The following is a 20,296-nucleotide window of genomic DNA, read 5'->3' on the forward strand; positions in this document are numbered from 1 at the left end:
TTATTCCTTATTAGCTCCCATGTATTCGTATCTAGCTCTACTGATAAGAAGATTTAACTCACCTGTATCCACGTTTAATTTAAGGGTTAAAACACCTATTCTCCTAATTTAAACCCAATCCCTTCAAACGCTTTTTCTAACATCGCTTGCGATTGTTTTTCGCTTGTCAAAAGCGCGGTCATTTCTGATTGGATTCTTTTCATCTCTGCGTTGTAATCAATCTCTAAATCGCGATCAACAAATTGAATATATTGACTTGGTGCAAGGGAATAATTTTTTGTACGAATGCCTTCAAGAGTTGCCGATTGGCAAAACTCAGGAATATCCGCATAATTTTCACCTGTTTGCCAGTTAAAATAGGTGGATTTTACTTGTTCAATATCAGCTTGTGTTAATTGAATATATTTTTTCTCGTAAACGTTGGTATTAAACGTACGGAGATCCATAAATAACACTTCATTTTGACGATTGCGTAAATTTCTACCATTTAATGACCGCTCTTTTTTGTTGTTATTTAAAATCCATAAGGTGACAGAAATATCGGTGGAATAAAACATTTCACGTGGTAATACGATAATGGCTTCCACTTTGTCATTTTCGATAAGCTGTTTCCAACGCCTGAATCAATCGCAAACACTTGCAAGAAATATTCTTGTACACGCCCAATCAAGTCTTTTTCGTGAAAACGGTTGTTGTCGAGCTTATTGATTTCATCAATGAGGCTTTTAATCTCTTTTTTGCCAATGCCGAGTGTCGCGTAGAAGTTTTGCGGCAACGCGCCTTTAAGTGGCGGATTGCGTTCTTCAATATCCGCCATCGCTTTATCTAATTTCACCGCAATATCATCGCTTGAGGCTTGCTCCACTAAATAAGACCAGCGAGCTGTTTCGTTAAGATAGAATACGTTTTCACTACGATAAAAGGATTCTTGCTCCCAAAAAATTTCAGGATATTGCGCCATTATTTCAGCGCGGCGAGCGGCAAATTTATCGCCAACAAATTTTAAGAAAACCAGTCCCATTACAGTATCGCGATTTTTTTCATTTCCGCCCACTTTACCACGCAGAGCATTACGGCAGTTCATCATTACGCTTTCTAGTGAAAGCTCTTCAATTTTGCTTTTTTTCGGTGCTTTAGCCATTGTTATTCCTTAGTTTGTTTGCCAGAAATTATTAGCAAGCTGTTTCATTTCTTGCTCTTGTTGGCGAATCATTTGTTTTATTTTGGCTTGTTGGTGAAAATTTTCTGCTAATTCTTGCTGTTTTTGTAAAGAAAAAAGTGCTATAGGAAATTCTTTTAAATCCTTCACTGATAACCCTGCAATCATTGCCCCTGATGAGAGTAACTGCAAACGAGATTGACAAAATTCCGAACGAAGTTGCATTAACAACGCAAGCGGTGTAATTTTTTCTGCATTTTGCAGACGTAGCACCACACAGATTTTTCCTGCAATTACACGCCCTTCATATTGTTCAAGTAAGCTTTTTGAAACAATGCCAACTTTGCCTGTTACACCGCGAATGGTAATTAAAATATCATTTTCTTTTAAATAATACTTTTCTAACCCTTTTAGCTGGCTTTCCTCTACCTGATTTGTTTTGCTAATAGAATCAATGTAGCCATATTCCGGAAGATCGCCGCCTTGAATTTCAAAAATAGAATATTTACCTTCTTCTTTTGAAAGCGATGGAGCAGGACGCAAAACTTCTACAAAACTGCCCAATGTTGCCGTTTCGTATTGATTTAAAATCTCAAGAGCGGCTTCGGTTTGTGAATCGACAATATAGCGTTCAGGATCGAGTACATAATCATTTTTAGCCAAGGTTTCTATCGCAATTCTTTGAGAGATTTTGTTTGACTTGCCATTAATGATCTCAACCAAAGTGTCAATTTGAGTAAGTTTATTTTCTCGTAACTGTCTTTCAACAAAATCGGAATCTTTAAGAGAAACTAAATTCACTTCATCATAAATTTTCGTGAAATCAAAAATCAGTAAAGAAAAACCAATATTTGTGCTCTTTATAAAACCGCCACTAGGAAAAGCCACAATTGATTTCAAATGACCTTGCTCAAGCAACCATTTACGCATTTCAATTTCACTTTTTACCGTAGAAAATAAATGGTTCATTGGCACAGCGACAATCGCAAAATCACTTACTTGTTGCCATAAATGTTGAATCGCATAATTCTGATAGTTATTGCTAACGACAGAAAAACGTTGCTTTGCATCTTCATTAAGGCTAATTTTCATTCCCCAAGGCTCTGCCAAAAATCCTTTTTTAAAAGGCATTAGTTTTCCATTTTGCATATAAGCTGGATTTAAAATAGGGTCACTCACTTTATATTGGATGTTGCCTAAAATTAAATTCAACAACGCTGGGATATTTGTAGATTTGATACTTTCTGCCGCCACAGATTGCTGTTCACTTAGCATTAAACTGTGGTAAGTTGCATTACCTGATGTGAGATAAACATCCCCTTCTACACTCGAAAATAGCTGATTACAAAGTGCATAAACACTCTCTTCAAAAGCAAAGAGATCACTTTTTCCTCCTAGCTGAAGATTAAATAAATGATGTAACCAATCTTGCTTATTTTCTTTAGTCAGTAAGCCTTTTTGCTGATTTTCACTTAAATCTGCCAGCAAATTCATCATAGTTGGAGAAAGATGATTACTTAAAATATCGTGGCTATTTTGTAAGAAAACTTCAGCATATTCTCGTTCTGTGCTTTCCACTATAGTACGAAGTTCATCCTGATTTCTTAGCAATTTATTTTCGTTTAAAACCACCACTGCCATTGCTTTAATCGCTAATTCGTTAATGATTTCAATCGACAATTTATTGTGCATAGTTTGGTAAAAATCATTAAAGCTATTTTTATTTAATTTGAGTAATTGAGTCATAATGAACCCTTAATGGTATCTTGATAATTTACGGTTATAGCTGCAAAGGTTATAAGTAGTCAGGAGAGCATTATCTTCCATCACAACAATAACACCTTGTTTATCGGCAATCTTTTTCATCTGTTTGAGTAAAAAGTTAAGTTGTTCTTTACTCATTTGTGAAAAACTATGATTGTATTCTGCTATTCTCATTTTTTTACCTCTCTAATGCTTACGTTTTGCCAATTCTTGCTGAATTAATTTGATATATGAATTGGCAAGTTTTTTGCTGATAACGTATTTGTCTTTTTTGATTTCCCCAAACTCAACAACACAATCTAATAGTGTTTTATTGATTCCGCGATGGTTCATTCTTTGAACGATATGGAAAGTGGTTTTCATACATCCTCCGACTCTTAAGTTGGGTAAAGAATAGCATAGCTAAATTTTAAGTCAATAAAGATTTTAAAATATCTATTGAAACATTTTTAAAATGTATGGAAGATGTAATTAAACTTATGGATTCGCTAAATCATTAAAATTATGCGAAAATAACCGCCGATTTTAAGGAGCTACAATGAATTTATCGCAATATCACTGGACAAAAGCAAACGATATTTATCCCAACCGAGGCAAAAAATCTTATGCAGGCAAGCGTTTACGCTATCGCCTGCGTTCACTTTTACACGTGCAAGCGGTTAAAAAATTTGAGCAATTTGTCAACCAACACCCTTTGCTTATTTCTCTACTTAACGAACGAACAAACTACGGCTATCCATTAGTGCATCGCTTTTTAGATAAACGTTTTAACAGCCAACAACGTTTTAATGCTATCTGTGAGAACTTGCTTTTTATCCCGCAACAACTTGCTCATCTCAACCCACCTTTGTGGCAGCAACCATTAAGTTTTTGCGAAGTTATCCCTGATTTTGAGATTTTGCTTAACATCAACGAACACCAGCCGATGGAAGGTTATTGGGCATTGGAACTTCGTTATAAGCCTAAGAATCAACTGATTTACTTGCTGACTTTTGGCAAGTTGGGCGATGCACTATTGATAGCGGTGGTACAAGGTCCAAATTTTGAAGGCTCAAAAGAGATGGTAAAACAGCTCACTAAAGCTTGCCACGGCTTACGCCCTGCGTATTTGATGGTAGAAGCAATGAAAAGCCTTACCAAAATTTTAGGGTACGATAAATTATTGGGCATTCCGCAAAAATATCAGAACAAATCGCGCCTTGTGCAAAGCAAGCGCTATGTGGTGGATTACGATGCGATTTTCTCTGAAGCAGGCGGAAAACGTGAAGATTATTGGTTGCTCCCACTTGAAGATGACCGCAATTTAGACGAAATCCCAAGCAAAAAACGTTCAATGTACCGCAAACGCTTTGCGATGTTGGATGAATTGTTTGAGGCGATGAAACAAGCGGTAAAAATGTAAGAAAAGTTTGCGAGAAGAAAATGAATCTTGATTTAACCCCACTTAATAATGCAATAACTCGTTTGTCTGAAGGGCTCACACGTTACGAATCAGACACAAGTGATATTCAGATTCGCGATGGTTTAGTTCAGCGTTTTGAATTTACTTACGAAATTAGTCATAAAATGCTTAAGCGATTTTTGGAACAGACCTCTGCTAACCCCGCTGAATTTGATGGGATGACTTTCCAAGATTTAATTCGCACAGCAAATGAACGCAGTTTATTACTCGGAAGTTGGCAAGATTGGCGGAAATATCGTGATATGAGAAGTCGTACAAGCCATACTTACGATGAAGAAACCGCTATCTTAGTCGTGGCTGGCATTCCTGATTTTTTAAAAGAGGTCCAGTTTCTACAAAAATCGCTACAAGAAGGTTTAAATGCTAGCAATTACTGAGGCTGAACGCCAAATCGTACTAGATATTTTACACAAGAATGTGCCTGAATATGAAGTTTGGGCATTTGGTTCACGGGTTAAAGGTACGGCAAAGCGCTATTCAGATTTAGATCTCGCTATTATTACCGAAAAACCGCTTTCACTTGAAACGCACGCCAATTTAGTCGATGCCTTTTCTGAATCCGATTTAGATTGGAAAGTAGATATTGTTGATTGGGCAGCTTGTTCTGAAAACTTCAAAAAGATTATTCAAACGCAATTCGAAATTGTGCAATCAAGATAGTCAAAATCTTACGAATAAATAGTTTTTACCATCAATATTTTCAACAGATAAATATGCAATAATTGCGTCCCTTTTTACTACTCTTAATGAGGTATCTATGAGTGCATTTAATGCGTTTGTTGAATTTGTTGCTAAAATCGTTGCCCCAATGCAACGCCAATTTATCAACTTTATTCGTATTGCTATTTTTATCGTTATGGTTTGGATTGGCGGCTTAAAAGTTTGTCAATATGAAGCGGATGGCATCGCCCACTTTGTATCAAACAGCCCGTTCTTCAGCTATATGTATAAAAAAGGTCCAAATTTAGTTGAAAATGACAAAGGCGAAATGGTGATGGAATACACCCTTCACAAAAATCCTGAAGGCAAAATGGTAGCGAAAAACATCGAATGGCATAAAGAAAACGGTACTTACACCACTTCTTATATCATCGGTGCAATTATCGTGACTGTGGGCATCCTCACTTTAGCAGGTATCTGGAATGCAACCGCAGGCTTGGCAGGCGGATTGCTCACCTTCGGAATGTCGATTGTAACACTCTCATTTTTAATTACTACACCAGAGGCTTGGGTGCCTAATCTGGGCGGTGATTTACCAACACCAGCCTATGGTTTCCCTTATCTCTCTGGTGTTGGTCGCTTAGTCATCAAAGACGTGATTATGATGGCAGGCGGCTTAACTGCTGCGGCTGAATGTGCTAATCGCATTTTAGCAAGAAAACGTGCAGCTTAATTGCAAAACAGTCTAAATTTATGACCGCTTGTAACATTTTCTACAAGCGGTTTTTTTCTGTGTAAAATTTACAATTCGAGGTCGGAGTTGTTTTTTTTTTGCTCGTTCTTGGTATGATTTGCACTCAATTTTACATCAACATTTTTGAGGTCTTATATAATGAAACCAACAACAAAAAAATTACCTGGCTGGGTACATATTCCTTTATTTGTTTTTATGGCGATTAGCCTTGCTCAAACTGCATTAGGCTTTACCGATTTATTCGGGGCTACTTTTGCTTGGGCATTTTCTGCAGCAATTACGATGTTAATGTATGGCTTTACCCTGTTTATTGGGACTCGCCGTTTAAATAAATTGCCCGTTATTGGCTTTTTAATCGCCTACTTTTTCTTTTCACTTTTTTCCTTCGCTGGGAACTTCAATGCGATTTATACCAGCTATCAAAAAGAGCAACTCTTCCGTGATGAACTTCTTAAACATAAGCAGCAGCTTAATGATGTCGTTAGTGCAACAAATAAAGCCTTAAATAATTTCAACCCTGAATTAACAGAAAAACGCAATCGCGTAGAAGCATTAACGGAACAACTTGTGAGCCAAATTTCAGATCCAGCTCGACCTGGTTTAGGCAAACGTGCATTAGAGCTTATTCGTGAAATTGAAGGAGTACTCGGTGAACGCCTCACTGAATTTGGTACAAGAGGTATTTCCCCAAAAGAATTGGCATTACGTTATCAAGAAAATATTGACCAAATCACTCGCCGTAAGCTTACTAATAAAGATTACGATAAAGTAGAGGAAATCCGTGCTAATACGGAGAAAAAAGCAAAAGAAATCAATAATTTAATTGACAATGTGCTATCTACCGCCGCAGATGTTAAACAATATGGTTTTGAAACCAATTTAAAAGCAGTGAATGTGATTAATGAGATTGGCTCAAACACACAAGAATTTATCAACGATACCGCTATTTTCAAATTTGAAAAAGTACCTTTTGAAAGCCAAGAGATTGGTAAAATCGCCTTCTCTTTCAAATCGGCATTTGTAGATCATCCTCTTGTTGCGGTGTTATTCACCATTCTTTGCTTATTTATTGACTGGGCTGTGGTATTAAGTTTACTCGTGTTCTTCGGCCGTAACGAAAAAGAACCTGCACAAGTCATTCATTCTGGTCGTTCAATGTAGGAGGCAGTATGTTAAAGAATCCATTTGAAACCGAAGAGCAAACAACAAAACCTTCAACAGAAGAAACCACTTTTGCCGTTGATTTAGAAAAAACAGAGCAAAGTAAGGAAGAAAATCCACCGCTTGATTTCGTAACGGAAGAACCTGTCATCGAAAAAAATGAATTTGCCGCTTTTGAGCCATTACCAGAATTCAATTCAAACTACACGCATACGCCAATCACTAAGCAGGCAAAATTAGATAAGCGTGAAGTGAAAGAGTTATCTGATGAAGAATATCACGAACGTGTAAAAGAATTAAATGAAAACGCTGAAAATAAGCACTATGTTTTATTCTTTGGTAGCCCTGCATCAGGTAAAACGTGGATTATTGGTAGCGTACTTCACTATATGAAAAATTATATTGGTGGTGTGGTTTATCTACAAACCGACAAAACCACTGAAAGTGAAGAAGAATTATTCTATCAATTACAAGATCGTTTTAATGACATTGTGGGTACAAAAAAATTAACCAGTACTGATACAAAACAATACTTTGAAATGCATATTTCTTTTACGCCAACCGATAAATCTAAGCCACCAATTGAAATTGTATTTGTTGATGCTTCAGGCGAACATTCAGAAGAAGCCTTCCATAGTCGAGATAAAAATAAATCAGGTATGCTGCCAAATTATTTAACAGCTATTTTAGAATCGGACGTTAAAACAAAGATTGCCTTTGTTTACGATCAGTCATTATCTGATAATGGCAAAATTCCACAAATGAATGTATTAAGTGAAGTTTTCACTAAAATTCAATATATTCAAAGTAGTCAAGGGAAACAATTTCCAAAAGCCTTACTGCTTTCTAAAGCAGATAAAATTTTTGCAACAGATATAGCAGCCGTAGAACGCAATGGTTATGACCCGATGCACTATGCGTTAGAAAAAATTCCTGCCTTTGCAAATAGTTTCTTTAATGAATCGCCAAATAATAAAACGATTTTTTATCGAATGGGAAAATTCTCTGTTAATTCCGATTTATTAACCGAATTTGATAAAGAGTGCCCAGAGAAATTCTTTAATTGGTTATATAAAGAGGGCATGGGCGTTTCAGCAGTAAAAGAATTAAATTGTTGGGATAAATTTAAGCGTTGGTTTAGTGGGAAAGCATAATGACACAAGAACAAAATTTTAAACAATATTTAGGCTGGGGATTGGTCGGTACGCCAGCAGGTCGTCAATATACCAATAATGGCATTGACAAACAATTTAATTTAGGCAAAACCGCTTTTGAATTAGGGCAAGATTTAGGTGGTTGTTTGCCTTCACCAAAATTAGGTGATGATGCTCCTCTATATGCCTTAATCAGCCGTACGGAACAAAACGTTTCGCTTTTAGGTTTTGCAGAATACTTCTCTATTTATGAGCAAGGGCAGACTCGAGCAGGCACTTATTTTGGTAGCTTTATTGAAGCGGCTAATGCCTCATTTTCGCCTAACAGCATAAAAGATATTTTTTCTGGCCTTCGTCAATTAAGTATTTATCAAATGACTCACTTTATTGACAACGAGAAAAAGGCTTACCATACCAGTATTACAGGTAAAACATTTGAATCACCAAAAGCATTAGAAAAAATTCAATTAGTTGCACCTGTTAAAAATAGCATTACGAAAACCGCCTCTTCTGACTTTTTATTTATCCATTGCCAAGAAGGTGAAGCGTTAAAAGTCGCAGAGTACTTGATAACAAGCGGATTACATTATCAATATAAAGATATCTTCTTTACAGAAAGTGAACATATTTCTGCACAAGTACGCCAAATGAAGCGTTTGCAAATCTCATCTTCGCAATTATTTAGCTTAGATATCTTTGTTTCGTCTTATAAATCGGAAATTCATTACTTGCACACTTATATACAGGAGCTGAGTAAAAAATATCAAGATGCAACCGGTGAAATCCAACAATTAAAGAGTGAACAAGCGAAAATCATTCAGCAAGAAGTCACAAAAAAGGTTGAAGTCCAAGCTAGGGCTTATCAACAAGAGCGAGATAATGCGATTGCAGAAATGAAAAAAGTGCGAGCTAAAGCTGAATTAGGTGATACTCGGCTTTCTCTTTTTTCAAACGAGGTTGCAAAACAAGTGGCAGAAAAAACTGAACAAAAATTAACTTTACAGCTAGATAATAAGTTCAAATCGCTTGAGTTGAAATTGCGTCAGCCTGTAGAACCAGCTCAAGCTGTACAAGTAGATGATATAAGTAATCCTTCTATGGCAACAAAAGTGTTAGCAATAATTTGTGCATTACTCTTTCTTATGCTTGTTTTCACTTTTGCGTGGCAATGGTTCGATTCGAGTGTAAAGATCAGCGAGGAACAAAATAAGGAATATCTTAAGCTAAAAACAACTCAAAAGAATGTTGAAGAAATGGAGAAAGAGCTGAGTGACTTAAAACAAGAAAAACAAAAAGTTGAGGAAAATAGCAAAACAGAGATTCAAAAATTGAAAAATCAACTTAGTACGGTTTGTTCTAAACCATCTAATAAAAAAGAAAAAGAGTGTGTGGAGTATAAATAATGCAAAGATTAAATAAAATAAAACCGCTTGTATTATTTACCCCTTTGCTGTTAAGCGGTTGTTTTGATGATAGCGTGGAACAATGCCAAACTTTATCAAATGATGAAGCGAAACAATCCCTTGCATTTTCTTTCTGTGAAAAAGCAGCGAATAGTGGTGATATAAATTCGCAACTGAATTTTTCGACATTACTGCTTAAACAAGGCAACACAGAAAGAGCTATCGCTTTTTTAGAAAAATCCGCTAATCAGAAAAATGGGCAGGCTGCTTATAAATTAGGGGAAATTTATGAGAGCCAGGCTGATTTAGAAAAAGCCGCGTTCTATTATGAAGAAGGTTGTAAACAAAGCGAATTAAAGGCATGTGAACGCTCTCGTGCGTTGATAAAACAACAAAATGAGAAAGATAAAGCTGACAAAGTCGCATTAGAAAAAGCGAAATTAGAAGCACAAGCAAAAGCTCAAGCGGAGCAAATCGCTTTGGAGGAAGCAAAAGCGAGAACACTTGCCCAAGAAAAAGCCAAATTAGATGCTGAAGCAAACGCACAAGAACAAGCACGTTTAACCGAAGAAGCCAAACAGCGTAAAGCTGAAGCTGATGAGATAAAAGCGAGAGCAAAAGGCAAAAAATTTCGTTATGGCTTAGCGAAATATCAAGATGGCGCATTGTGGGGGCATATCAATCAAAATGGCGAGATCGTAATTAAACCGCAATGGGCTTACGCTGCTGATTTCTATGATGGTTTAGCCGCAGTAAAAACAACGGATGGGAAATGGGGATTTATTGATACCTCTGGCTATTATCAAATCCAACCACAATTTGCCTGTGTCGTTTATTTTAATGAAGGAATGGCAGCAGCAACAACATCTGGCTATGGTAAAAATTGTCAAGGCGGAAAATGGGGATTTATTGATAAACAAGGAAAATGGGCAATTCCTCCTATTTTAGATAGTACTGAAACCGTCTTTAAAAATGGGATAGCCAAAGTTACTCTTAATGGATATACAGGCTATATTGATAAGTTAGGTAACTGGGTTAATTATCAAGAATAATGGAAAATTAAATATTCTTCTAGCATCACCGCTTGTAAGCATAATACAAGCGGTGTTTTTTAGAAAATTTTTTGCTATTTCAAATCAAACAATAAAAATTCCACTGCACTGGCTGTTTGCAATTCAAGCAAAGTTTCATCACTTACCGCCAACGCATCGCTGCTGTTTAGTTTCACTCCATATTGATAACGCCATAATTTCATCTCTTGATAGACCTTAAACGAGCCACCCTCCGCATTTGGTGAAAGAATTAAAGTTGCACCCTCTTTATCGGCAAACTGCTTTTGCCCATAGCGAGGCGTAATACCATATTCATTCGGCATAATCCAGATTTGCAACAAGTGCAACACGTCCGTTTCAGACGGATTAAACTCTGAATGATATACGCCCGAACCCGCCGACATAACCTGAAACTCACCTGCATTAAATTCCTTCACATTGCCCATACTGTCTTTGTGAGCAATTTTTCCTTCCAGCACATAAGTGAGAATTTCCATATCTTTATGCGGATGCATTCCAAAGCCCATTGTCGGCTGGACAAAATCTTCGTTAATCACCCGTAAATCGGAAAAATGCATATGATTACGGTCGAAATAATCCGCAAAAGAGAAGCTGTGATAAGCCTTTAACCAACCGTGATTTGCATGACCTCGTTCATTTGCACGTCTAATTTTTAACATACTCTATTCCTTACTTTAAGTTAATAATTTGCATTTAAAATGCGTTTGGTTTTGATAGAATACATTATAAAACGGTTAAAAATAGGATAAAGAGAGATTTTATGAAGAGATTATTTAGCAAAAATGAATAAAATAAAAAGCGATCAAATTCTCTTTCATTTTTGCAAAATAGAACAGAAATTTGACCGCTTAAAATCATTAACTTTGAAGTGCTTGCCTTAACTTGCCTTGATTCTCAGCAAGCATTTTTTCGGCTTGGGGTTTATCCACATTGGCTAAAATCATAAGAATAGCAACTTTGGCGTGGTTATCGGCTTGAAGCAAGGTGATTTCTGCGGTTTCTTTGGTGCAGTCGGTGGCTTCCATCACGATTTTCACCGCTCTTGCTTTGAGTTTTTCATTGCTAGCTTGTACATCCACCATCAAGTTTTGGTAGCATTTGCCGATGCGGAGCATCGAAGCCGTGGTAAGCATATTAAGCACCAGTTTTTGTGCTGTACCCGATTTCATTCGGCTTGAGCCTGTGAGTATTTCCGCACCTACGACGGTCTCAATTGCAATATCTGCAATTTGCGACATCGCACAACCTGCGTTACTGGCAATGGATACCGTAATCGCACCTAATGATTTGGCATATTCCAACGCACCAATCACATAAGGCGTACGCCCGCTGGCTGCGATGCCAACTAAGACATCTTTTTCGCAAAAATCGACCGCTTGTAAATCGGCTTTGCCTTGCTCGTAGTTGTCTTCTGCCCCTTCGACGGGATGGCGTAAAGCTCGCTCGCCACCTGCAATAATACCTACCACCATTTCAGGTGGCACACCGTAAGTGGGTGGACATTCAGACGCATCTAATACGCCTAATCGTCCGCTCGTGCCAGCACCAATATAGACAAGTCGCCCGCCGTTTGTGAATGCGTGTTCGATTTTTTCGACTGCTTCGGCTATGTGAGGTAAGCATTTTTCTACTGCCTTAGCAACTAACAGATCTTCTTGGTTGATGAGTTGCACAATATCGATTGCCGTCATGCAATCAATGTTAAGAGAACGGGGATTGCGTTGCTCAGTCATCATCTGAGAGAGCGAATTGAGTAGTGTTTGATTCATATTACACTCGTTTCACAACTATACATTTAATTTGGCGTTTATCTTTGTTTCAGCTCATTTTAATGCAGAATAACTTGCCATTACCAACGCACTCAAACCAAATAATACCACTACAACAGGCTGCCTCATTTTTATTTTTTTCATCTTGATTTCTCCTGTCAATTTTCAATTATAAGCTACTTAGCTAAAGCACAGAATAGAATTTATAGCACAGAATGAAAGAAAAGCTGTCTTTTCAGACAGTTTTTCCTTTTATCCATTAATTATTTCGGAAAAATCACCCCTAAACTAACCGCTTGCGATGCCCCCGTTACGCTTGGCATATTACTTGGCAGGTTTTCCATTCTTTGAAACGCCAACCAGGCAAAAGCAGCCGCTTCCACATAATCAACATCTACGCCATAATCATTAGTCGTACCAACATGCCAATCTGGTAACAAAACATTGAAACGTTCCATCAATAGTGGGTTTCTCGCCCCGCCACCGCATACCAACAACACTTTATTTGGCTCATTTTTCCACTGCGATAATTCAAGAGAGACACTTTGAACGGTAAATTCCGCCAATGTGCGTTGTACATCTTCTACTTTGTAAGCGGTCGATTTTGCCGTTAAATTTGCAAATTGCTTTTCTAACCACGCAAGGTTAAACAGCTCACGCCCTGTACTTTTCGGGGGCGATAATTGTAAAAATGGCTCGCTCAACATTTCCGCCAAGAGTTCAGAGATCACCTCACCCGTTTTTGCCCATTCCGCATTTTTGTCGTAACGCTTACCGAGATGTTTTTCAATCCAACTATCCATCAGTGCATTGCCTACGCTTACGTCGTAGCCAATGGTTTCCGACTTAGGATCAAGCACCGAAATATTACTAATGCCGCCAATATTGAGCACAACGGTAAACTGATTTGGGCATGCAAAAACTGCTTCGTGAAAGGCAGGCACCAGCGGTGCACCTTGACCTCCCATCGCCATATCTTTACGGCGAAAATCAGCGATGGTGGTAATCCCCGTGCGGGCGGCAACGATATTCATATCGCCAATTTGCATCGTAAATGGGAAGTTACCTTGCGGAGCGTGCCAAACCGTCTGCCCGTGGCAACCAATCGCTTTAATTTGGCTGGGTTTAAGCTTATTTTTCGCCAGAAATTCGTTTACACAATCAGCATATAACACGCCCAAGCGGTGGTCGATTTCCCCCAATTTTTGTAACGATGTTTCGCCCGATTTAAGCAATTCGGCTAAATTCGCCCGTAAATCCTCTGGCATTGGCACAAAACCACTCGCAACCAAATTGGGCTTTTCGAAGAAATCCACCAACGCTAAATCCACCCCGTCTAGGCTGGTGCCAGACATAATGCCTAAATATAAATTCATTTTACTTTCATTAAATATGTTATAGTATTGACGGGATTATATACAATTTATTACTCGTTAGTGAGCATTTTATTTGAGTATATCTCTAGCAGGAGGTTTATATGACAGATGAGAGAAATAGATGGCTTGATATTGTAAAAGGATTAACCATTTTTCTTATGATATTAGGGCACTGCATTCAGAATGGAAATGGTGCAGCTTATATCTCTTCTCAAGCATTTTGGAGCGATAAAGTTACAATATTTATCTATTCTTTCCATATGCCGCTTTTTATGTTAATTAGTGGATATTTTCTGCATTACAGTCTTAAAAAACGACCGCTTGTTAAAGCTTTACGCAATAAAATAAATCACCTGCTTTATCCTATTATTATCTTTAATCTCTATAATTACATTATAGGTAATACAGCTTATATAGATAATCTATTCTATATTATTATCAATCTAAATGATTTAGCCTTTAAGATTTTTGATGGATATTGGTTCTTATGGACTGTGCTCATTTTCTCTATATTAGTAACTCTAGTTCATTTCCTTCTTAAAGATAACCTCGTCATATACATTGTTATTTTCTTTTTATTGTTCTTTATTCCTAATTTTATCTTTAACTTGCAAACATTTAGAATAGATTTTATGTATCCTTTCTTTATTATTGGTTATTTATTTCCTAAATGGGAATTTAAACTAACTCGTCCTTTGCTAATTTGGTTTTTAGTTTGTGCAATTTTTGCGATACAGCTTTACTTATTTGATGAGAAAGACTACATCCATGCATCAGGATTAAATATCCTTCATTCTAAACTTAATTTATCAGTTTTAGAACAAATTAAAATTGATCTCTTTAGAATAAGTATTGGCATTTCTGGTAGTCTGTTCTTTCTTATTTCAGTTTATTATGTTTACCATCAGTTTTTTAAATTAGAAAGGCTATGGAAAATATTTTCTTATATAGGAGTAAATTCGCTTCTTATATATTGCCTACAAGAAATTTTGATTACTTTTCTTATTAGATCTTATGCAAAAGATTTTGAACTCAGTTATTTTAATAATCTCTTGCAAACTTTCTTTACCCTTTTCTGCTGTTTCATTATTATAGAAATTCTAAAACGCAATGAATTATTAAGAAAATTACATTTAGGCTAAAAAACCTCAACATACGAAAACGTTTGCGTAAAAAGTAAGCCAAAATGCTCCAAAATTTTTCTATTTTTGTGAACTAGATCACATTTTTACCCAATAAACCTCTAGTCTAAACCAAGCATTTTTGCTTTAATACTAATGTTTTTTATTTAGCGACAAGCGGTCAAATTTTGCGGAAAATTGCAAAACAGCACGGAAGTTTGACCGCTTCAGTGTTCATTTTACGAGGTGCCAATATGTCTAAATCCTACTCTTTAAGCAAAATTTCGCTTGCGATTGCATTGAGTATTGCAGGTCAATCAGCGTTTGCGGAAATCACTAGTGCCGATGCTAATACGCAAGTGAGCAAAAAACAGGGCATTGAAATTATCAATATCGCCAACCCAAGCAATGCGGGTTTATCGCATAACCGATACGATAAATTCAATGTGGATAAGGCAGGAGCGGTGTTAAATAACGCTCGTCAAAATGGCAAATCTCAACTCGCAGGCGATCTGAACGCCAACCCAAATCTCAAAACCCAATCCGCAAAAGTGATTCTTAATGAAGTGGTGAGTCGCAATTCTTCTAAAATTGCTGGTCAGCAAGAAATCTTTGGTGATAAAGCCGATTATGTGTTAGCTAACCCGAACGGCATTAGCGTGGAAGGAGGCGGTTTTATTAATACGCCTCGTGCTTCGCTTGTGGTAGGTAAGCCGCAAGTCGCAGAGGGTAAACTTAAAGGCTATGATGCAACAGGCGATAAAGCGTTAAGCACCAACGGCAAAATTACCAGTTCTGGCGACATTGATTTAATCGCCCCGCAAGTGACCGTTGGCGGTCAAATTACCACCAGCGAAGGGGTGAATGTGATTACGGGCAAAAATAAAATTGCACGTGAAGACAATGGCACGCTTAAAATTACAACTGCAGAGCGTAAAGGTCAAGTGCTAGACGGCAAAGTCGTGGGTAGTATTCAAGCGGGTAGAATTCGTATTCATTCAACCGATGATCGTGCCACCATTACCGCACAAGCAGCCGATTTACAAGCAAAAGAAGTGGATATTACCGCAGGCAATGCAAACTTAAATGGTAGAATTAGTCGTCATACAGATCGTGGTAAAACAAAAATTACGCATCAAAATGGCGTACAAGCTCGTGAACATCAAAGTGGTTCAAGCGAAACTTACCAAGCAACGCGTATTCAAGCTGAACAATTTGATATGAATATCAGCGGTAATTTGAATATCGTAGGCACAGATATTCAAGCCAAAAATAGCAATATTCGTGGTGGCAATGTACATTTAGGGGCAGAAAAAACCGTAAATTTACGTGAACACAGCAAAAACCAAAGCAAAGGTAGCTGGTATCGCAATGAACAAGAGAGTAATCGTGTTGAAACCACACACCGCACTACGATTGCAGGCGATAGCGTAAACATTGAAGCAACCAAAGGCAAAGTGACCGCTGAAGGTGCAAAAGTTTCCGCAAAAACGACCGCTATTTATGGCGAACAAGGCGTGAATTTACGTGGTGTAAAAGCCACTACTACTCAAATGGCTCGAGCTGAATTTAAAAATGAAACTGCACGTTTAAAAACAGGTTTAAGTAGCCAAGATAGTAGCGTGCAACACTACACTGCGACAGAATTAACGACTGAACAAGATCTTATTTTAGGCGGTAAAGGCGACGTACATTTAACAGGCGTAGTGGCAAATGTGGATGGTGCATTATTGGCAAAAAATAGTGGTGCATTGAGCTTTGCGTCTGAAAAATCAACTGAAAGCTACAACCTCAGCGATGATATGCGTTTCTGGGGTGGTTTAGCAGGCTCTAAAACAGTGGGTACAGGCAGAAGTGCGGAAACTGTTCACGGGGCTGATTTTACCGTTAAAGGCGATGCAACTTTAGATGCAAGCCGTGGCGTGCATATTTCAGGCAGCCGTGTCGTAACAGGTGGTAATGGCATGGTAAAAGGCAATGCAGGTGCATTAGTCATTGATAGCACTCAAGCAAAAACCACTGCAGTTGATTACGCTCGTCAAGGTACAATTTTTGATATTACCAAGGCTCGCCAAAGTAGCTATACACATACCTCTACTGCAAAAGGTTCAACCTTAAAATCAGAATCAAATCTCCAACTTTCTACCAACAAAAACGTGAGCATTGTGGGCTCAACAGTGCAATCTGCAGGGTTGCTCGATATTGCAGCAAAAAGTGGCATTGAAGTGAAAGGTGCAGCTAACCACGTTCATACGGAATCAAGTAAGGCTGGTTTTAGTTTCGCAGGCGGTTTCGATAGCCTCAAAACATCATTCCAACACGGACATTTAACTGCAAACCTTAATATTGATAACAGCAAAGGCACGCCAAGCGTGGATTCAGATGTTGAAATCAGCAAAGAGAAAAAAGCAGATTCTGTAAATGCAGAAGGTAAATTCCACTTAGGCTTGAACGTTTACAATAACAGCCAAAATAGTCACACAACAACGCATACAGGTTCAAGCGTAAAAGGTGGTGATGTAGCATTGAATGCAAAAACTGTGACTGTTTCAGGCAGTGAAGTGGCGGCAACTCACGGCAATTTAGTCATTAACGCGGATAAAATCACGACACAGGCAGCTCAAAATCAAAGCATCAACAACAGCGTGAAAAATGAAGTAAATGTTGGTTTGAGCGGTACAATAACAGAGAGCAAATTAAGTGGTACGTTAGGTGTGAGTGTGGCTCACGCTTTAACTTCAAGCGTGGAAAACAAAGCCCAAGCAAGCAAACTTTCAGCGTCAAATGATGTAAAACTCAACGCTAATCGTATTGAGCATCAAGGCAGCCAAGTGCAAGCAGGCGGAAATATCCAAGAAAATGCGAAAGAGGTACTTCACACGACTGAAAAAAATAGCACAAATAGCTTTGGCAATAATGTGAACGTGGATCTCAGCGTGTCGGCTGGCATCAACCAAGCGAAAGCCTTTAATGTGAATGCAGAACTTTCTGCTAAAGGTGGGCACGAAACCGCTTCAATCACAACGCATACCGCAACGCAGTTACAAGCGGGCAAAAATATCAGCGTGAATGCAAACCACATTCAAGATAATGCGACCCAATACAAGGCGGGAGAAACGGCACAATTTAATTCAAACAACCATCAACTTGTAGCAGTTGCAAATCGTGTTGAGAAAAACAGCCTTTCAGCTGGGGCGAGTTTAGGCGTTTCAGCCGATACTACTGACTTCCAACGCTTTAACGTTGCGGCAAAAGTAGGAGCAAATTACAACCAATCAGCTAGCCAAGAAAGCAATGCTGTGCAAGGCTCAATTAATGCGAAAAACGTGAACATTCACACAGGCAAATTGAATAGCCAAGCAAATATTAACGCAAGTGAAAATGTGAATATTCAAGCTCAAAGTGCTCAATTCAGCCAAGCAACAAGTAGTAAAACCCAATCAGGTGGTGGTTTTGATGCGAAAGTCGGTGTTGGTGCAATGGTTGTGCCATCAGCAGGTGCAGCCGTTCCATCTATTGATTTAAGCCTTTCTGCAAATGGTAAAAACGGCAACCAAAGCCAAGCAGTAACAAGCACCATCGCTGGTCATAATGTGAAAGTACACACCACAGGCACTTTAGGCTTACAAGGCACCAACGTACAAGCGGTTGAAAATGCACAACTTTCTGGTAACCGAGTTAATATCACCGCAGGTAATAATGCTGTACAAAGCGTTGCGGCCACTGTTGCTACTGGCGTGAATATTGGAGCTAAAGTAGCAAATGCAGGCTTCAATGCAAATGTAGGCGTAAACACCGAAAACAGCCAAACGCACACAGGCGTGGCGGTAAACGGTAAAAACGTGAGCATTCAAGCTCAAAACGGGGTGAATTTAAAAGGCGTGACCTCAACCTCTGAACAGCTCAATCTTAATGCAGGCAAAGGCAATTTAGCCTTAACGGCAGCAACAGATAGCGTGAACAAAACCGATGTTTCAGTAGGCTTAAAACTAGGCGGTGGCGTGGCTGAACAAAAATGGACTCCGTCTTCAGGTAGCGGTCATCTTGCTGTGAACGTGGTGCGTAATGAAACACATACCGAAACCACTCTCAACACCGATACTGCTAAAATCAATACTGGTGGTGATGCGAAATTTATCGGTGGCTCTGTCAATGCTAACCACGCAAGCGGTACGATTTCAGGTGACTCTCACAGTGAGCAATTAGCTAATAAAGTCAATGAAGTAAGTGTAAGCCTTGCTGCAAATGGTAGTGGTAAACTCGCTGTACCAACTACTGATAAGTGGGCAGAAGCAGCAAAAAATGACTGGAATAACGGTTCTATTGCAGGTGTGAAAGCGGATGCAAAATTAGAGGTTAACGCCAAACATCAACAAACAGCAACTAATGCTGGCGTGAATGCAACACAGGATACAGTTGTAGTCAAAGGCGTGAAATCTCGTACTGAGATGAAAAATCATCGTAGTCGCCAAATACATTTTAAAGCGGAAGCTACTACCGCGATAAAAAAACAAGTTGAAGCAAAAATTCCTGAAAAAGTAAGACAGGTAGTAAAACCAATACGAGCAGTAAATTTACAACTTATTAAAAATAATAAAGTAAATTATAAAGTACGTGTAAGACACTAAACCCCATCAAGCAGTCAATTTTTTGCAAAATTTTATGAAGAGTTGACCGCTTATTTCAATCATCAACAGAGGATTCTTTATGAACAAATTAACTAAACTCTCATTAGCAGTCGTTATCGGTAGTTTAATGATGCCAGCATTTGCGTCTAAAACTGAGCCTTACACTCAATCAGGCACTAACGCCCGTGAAATGTTGGTTGAACAACCCATTCACTGGATTTCAGTTGATCAAATTAAAAAAGAATTAGAAGGCAAAGCACCGATTAATGTGAGCTTTGACATTGACGACACCGTGTTATTTAGTAGCCCTTGCTTCTACTACGGTCAGCAAAAATACTCACCAGGCAAACAAGATTACTTAAAAAATCAAGACTTCTGGAATGAAGTAAATGCAGGGTGTGATAATTACTCAATTCCAAAACAAATTGGTGCAGATTTAATCAAAATGCACCAAGAGCGTGGCGATCAGATTTACTTTATTACGGGTCGTACAGCAGGTAAAACCGATGGCGTAACCTCTGTATTACAAAAAGCATTTGATATTAAAAATATGCATCCAGTGGAATTTATGGGTGGTCGTGAACGTACGACAAAATATAATAAAACCCCTGGTATTATTGCCCATAAAGTGACAATCCACTATGGCGACAGCGATGATGATATTTTAGCTGCGAAAGAGGCAGGCATTCGCGGTATTCGTCTAATGCGTGCGGCAAACTCAACTTACCAGCCAATGCCAACTTTAGGCGGTTATGGCGAAGAAGTTTTAATCAATTCAAGCTATTAAAATAGTGTTGAATGACCTTAAAATA

The 20,296-nt window shown here is 38.3% G+C and carries 19 protein-coding genes; 11 read left to right on the plus strand and 8 right to left on the minus strand.

Going from position 1 to position 20,296, the window contains the following annotated elements:
* Window positions 1-95: 95 nt before the first annotated feature.
* The 5 genes from QMF79_RS02050 to QMF79_RS02070 are packed head-to-tail and all read right to left on the minus strand — an operon-like array spanning window position 96 to window position 3,286.
* Window positions 96-557 (minus strand): N-6 DNA methylase, encoded by a 462-nt coding sequence (locus tag QMF79_RS02050; RefSeq protein WP_281772567.1) that lies wholly within the window; start codon window positions 555-557, stop codon window positions 96-98.
* Complete coding sequence (locus QMF79_RS02055; protein ID WP_281772568.1) at window positions 515-1,141, minus strand: type I restriction-modification system subunit M N-terminal domain-containing protein; 627 nt, start codon at window positions 1,139-1,141, stop codon at window positions 515-517. The genes QMF79_RS02050 and QMF79_RS02055 overlap by 43 nt, the downstream gene beginning before the upstream one ends.
* 9 nt (window positions 1,142-1,150) lie before the next feature.
* The gene (locus tag QMF79_RS02060; RefSeq protein WP_281772569.1) at window positions 1,151-2,905 is read right to left on the minus strand and encodes an N-6 DNA methylase; all 1,755 of its coding nucleotides are present in this window, start codon (window positions 2,903-2,905) and stop codon (window positions 1,151-1,153) included.
* A gap of 9 nt (window positions 2,906-2,914) precedes the next feature.
* Window positions 2,915-3,097, minus strand: a complete 183-nt coding sequence (locus tag QMF79_RS02065) for a hypothetical protein (RefSeq protein ID WP_111427919.1) — start codon at window positions 3,095-3,097, stop codon at window positions 2,915-2,917.
* Window positions 3,098-3,109: 12 nt separating this feature from the next.
* Complete coding sequence (locus QMF79_RS02070; protein ID WP_281772570.1) at window positions 3,110-3,286, minus strand: hypothetical protein; 177 nt, start codon at window positions 3,284-3,286, stop codon at window positions 3,110-3,112.
* A gap of 175 nt (window positions 3,287-3,461) precedes the next feature.
* On the opposite strand from QMF79_RS02070, the gene QMF79_RS02075 reads away from it, so the two are divergent.
* From QMF79_RS02075 to QMF79_RS02110, 8 genes are all read left to right on the plus strand, one after another.
* Window positions 3,462-4,325 (plus strand): VirK/YbjX family protein, encoded by an 864-nt coding sequence (locus tag QMF79_RS02075; RefSeq protein ID WP_281772571.1) that lies wholly within the window; start codon window positions 3,462-3,464, stop codon window positions 4,323-4,325.
* A 20-nt stretch (window positions 4,326-4,345) separates the two neighbouring features.
* Window positions 4,346-4,762 (plus strand): HI0074 family nucleotidyltransferase substrate-binding subunit, encoded by a 417-nt coding sequence (locus QMF79_RS02080; RefSeq protein WP_040218121.1) that lies wholly within the window; start codon window positions 4,346-4,348, stop codon window positions 4,760-4,762.
* Entirely contained in the window at window positions 4,746-5,045 is a 300-nt protein-coding gene (locus tag QMF79_RS02085) for a nucleotidyltransferase family protein (protein WP_040218119.1), read from the plus strand. The genes QMF79_RS02080 and QMF79_RS02085 overlap by 17 nt, the downstream gene beginning before the upstream one ends.
* 97 nt (window positions 5,046-5,142) lie before the next feature.
* Window positions 5,143-5,778, plus strand: coding sequence for a YkgB family protein (locus QMF79_RS02090; RefSeq protein ID WP_040218117.1), 636 nt, complete (start codon window positions 5,143-5,145; stop codon window positions 5,776-5,778).
* A gap of 159 nt (window positions 5,779-5,937) precedes the next feature.
* Entirely contained in the window at window positions 5,938-6,960 is a 1,023-nt protein-coding gene (locus QMF79_RS02095; protein WP_281772572.1) for a hypothetical protein, read from the plus strand.
* Between the two features lie 8 nt (window positions 6,961-6,968).
* The gene (locus QMF79_RS02100) at window positions 6,969-8,114 is read left to right on the plus strand and encodes a TRAFAC clade GTPase domain-containing protein (RefSeq protein WP_281772573.1); all 1,146 of its coding nucleotides are present in this window, start codon (window positions 6,969-6,971) and stop codon (window positions 8,112-8,114) included.
* Window positions 8,114-9,517 (plus strand): hypothetical protein, encoded by a 1,404-nt coding sequence (locus tag QMF79_RS02105; RefSeq protein WP_281772574.1) that lies wholly within the window; start codon window positions 8,114-8,116, stop codon window positions 9,515-9,517. Before QMF79_RS02100 ends, QMF79_RS02105 begins: the two co-directional genes overlap by 1 nt.
* Window positions 9,517-10,569, plus strand: a complete 1,053-nt coding sequence (locus QMF79_RS02110) for a WG repeat-containing protein (RefSeq protein ID WP_111313210.1) — start codon at window positions 9,517-9,519, stop codon at window positions 10,567-10,569. The genes QMF79_RS02105 and QMF79_RS02110 overlap by 1 nt, the downstream gene beginning before the upstream one ends.
* Before the next feature lie 74 nt (window positions 10,570-10,643).
* Here the strand turns inward: QMF79_RS02110 and QMF79_RS02115 are convergent, their stop codons facing one another.
* The 3 genes from QMF79_RS02115 to QMF79_RS02125 form a co-directional block, all read right to left on the minus strand.
* Window positions 10,644-11,249, minus strand: a complete 606-nt coding sequence (locus QMF79_RS02115; protein ID WP_281772575.1) for a pirin family protein — start codon at window positions 11,247-11,249, stop codon at window positions 10,644-10,646.
* A gap of 198 nt (window positions 11,250-11,447) precedes the next feature.
* On the minus strand, window positions 11,448-12,359 hold the full coding sequence (gene murQ / locus QMF79_RS02120) for an N-acetylmuramic acid 6-phosphate etherase (protein WP_281772576.1): 912 nt from the start codon (window positions 12,357-12,359) through the stop codon (window positions 11,448-11,450).
* Window positions 12,360-12,622: 263 nt separating this feature from the next.
* A complete protein-coding gene (locus tag QMF79_RS02125) occupies window positions 12,623-13,735 on the minus strand; it encodes an anhydro-N-acetylmuramic acid kinase (RefSeq protein ID WP_281772577.1) in 1,113 nt (370 codons plus the stop codon).
* A gap of 101 nt (window positions 13,736-13,836) precedes the next feature.
* Here QMF79_RS02125 and QMF79_RS02130 point away from each other — a divergent pair, with 101 nt between their 5' ends.
* From QMF79_RS02130 to aphA, 3 genes are all read left to right on the plus strand, one after another.
* Window positions 13,837-14,877, plus strand: coding sequence for an acyltransferase family protein (locus tag QMF79_RS02130; protein ID WP_281772578.1), 1,041 nt, complete (start codon window positions 13,837-13,839; stop codon window positions 14,875-14,877).
* Window positions 14,878-15,110: 233 nt separating this feature from the next.
* Window positions 15,111-19,484 carry a hemagglutinin repeat-containing protein gene (locus tag QMF79_RS02135; protein WP_281772579.1) on the plus strand — a complete coding sequence of 1,458 codons (4,374 nt, stop codon included), beginning with the start codon at window positions 15,111-15,113 and terminating at the stop codon, window positions 19,482-19,484.
* Between the two features lie 79 nt (window positions 19,485-19,563).
* Entirely contained in the window at window positions 19,564-20,271 is a 708-nt protein-coding gene (gene aphA / locus QMF79_RS02140) for an acid phosphatase AphA (protein ID WP_040218101.1), read from the plus strand.
* The last annotated feature ends 25 nt before the right edge of the window (window positions 20,272-20,296 follow it).

This window comes from Pseudohaemophilus parahaemolyticus (assembly GCF_938021905.1).
Taxonomy (GTDB): domain Bacteria; phylum Pseudomonadota; class Gammaproteobacteria; order Enterobacterales; family Pasteurellaceae; genus Haemophilus_A; species Haemophilus_A parahaemolyticus_B.

What these genes read in the sequence shown, in the direction of transcription:
- QMF79_RS02105 (WP_281772574.1), top strand. Translation starts at nt 8,114, where the DNA reads ATGACACAAGAACAAAATTTTAAACAATATTTAGGCTGGGGATTGGTC.
- QMF79_RS02090 (WP_040218117.1), top strand. Translation starts at nt 5,143, where the DNA reads ATGAGTGCATTTAATGCGTTTGTTGAATTTGTTGCTAAAATCGTTGCC.
- QMF79_RS02110 (WP_111313210.1), top strand. Translation starts at nt 9,517, where the DNA reads ATGCAAAGATTAAATAAAATAAAACCGCTTGTATTATTTACCCCTTTG.
- QMF79_RS02100 (WP_281772573.1), top strand. Translation starts at nt 6,969, where the DNA reads ATGTTAAAGAATCCATTTGAAACCGAAGAGCAAACAACAAAACCTTCA.
- QMF79_RS02125 (WP_281772577.1), bottom strand. Translation starts at nt 13,735, where the DNA reads ATGAATTTATATTTAGGCATTATGTCTGGCACCAGCCTAGACGGGGTG.
- QMF79_RS02050 (WP_281772567.1), bottom strand. Translation starts at nt 557, where the DNA reads ATGTTTTATTCCACCGATATTTCTGTCACCTTATGGATTTTAAATAAC.
- QMF79_RS02115 (WP_281772575.1), bottom strand. Translation starts at nt 11,249, where the DNA reads ATGTTAAAAATTAGACGTGCAAATGAACGAGGTCATGCAAATCACGGT.
- QMF79_RS02135 (WP_281772579.1), top strand. Translation starts at nt 15,111, where the DNA reads ATGTCTAAATCCTACTCTTTAAGCAAAATTTCGCTTGCGATTGCATTG.
- QMF79_RS02060 (WP_281772569.1), bottom strand. Translation starts at nt 2,905, where the DNA reads ATGACTCAATTACTCAAATTAAATAAAAATAGCTTTAATGATTTTTAC.
- aphA (WP_040218101.1), top strand. Translation starts at nt 19,564, where the DNA reads ATGAACAAATTAACTAAACTCTCATTAGCAGTCGTTATCGGTAGTTTA.
- QMF79_RS02055 (WP_281772568.1), bottom strand. Translation starts at nt 1,141, where the DNA reads ATGGCTAAAGCACCGAAAAAAAGCAAAATTGAAGAGCTTTCACTAGAA.
- QMF79_RS02070 (WP_281772570.1), bottom strand. Translation starts at nt 3,286, where the DNA reads ATGAAAACCACTTTCCATATCGTTCAAAGAATGAACCATCGCGGAATC.
- QMF79_RS02080 (WP_040218121.1), top strand. Translation starts at nt 4,346, where the DNA reads ATGAATCTTGATTTAACCCCACTTAATAATGCAATAACTCGTTTGTCT.
- QMF79_RS02065 (WP_111427919.1), bottom strand. Translation starts at nt 3,097, where the DNA reads ATGAGAATAGCAGAATACAATCATAGTTTTTCACAAATGAGTAAAGAA.
- QMF79_RS02085 (WP_040218119.1), top strand. Translation starts at nt 4,746, where the DNA reads ATGCTAGCAATTACTGAGGCTGAACGCCAAATCGTACTAGATATTTTA.
- QMF79_RS02130 (WP_281772578.1), top strand. Translation starts at nt 13,837, where the DNA reads ATGACAGATGAGAGAAATAGATGGCTTGATATTGTAAAAGGATTAACC.
- murQ (WP_281772576.1), bottom strand. Translation starts at nt 12,359, where the DNA reads ATGAATCAAACACTACTCAATTCGCTCTCTCAGATGATGACTGAGCAA.
- QMF79_RS02095 (WP_281772572.1), top strand. Translation starts at nt 5,938, where the DNA reads ATGAAACCAACAACAAAAAAATTACCTGGCTGGGTACATATTCCTTTA.
- QMF79_RS02075 (WP_281772571.1), top strand. Translation starts at nt 3,462, where the DNA reads ATGAATTTATCGCAATATCACTGGACAAAAGCAAACGATATTTATCCC.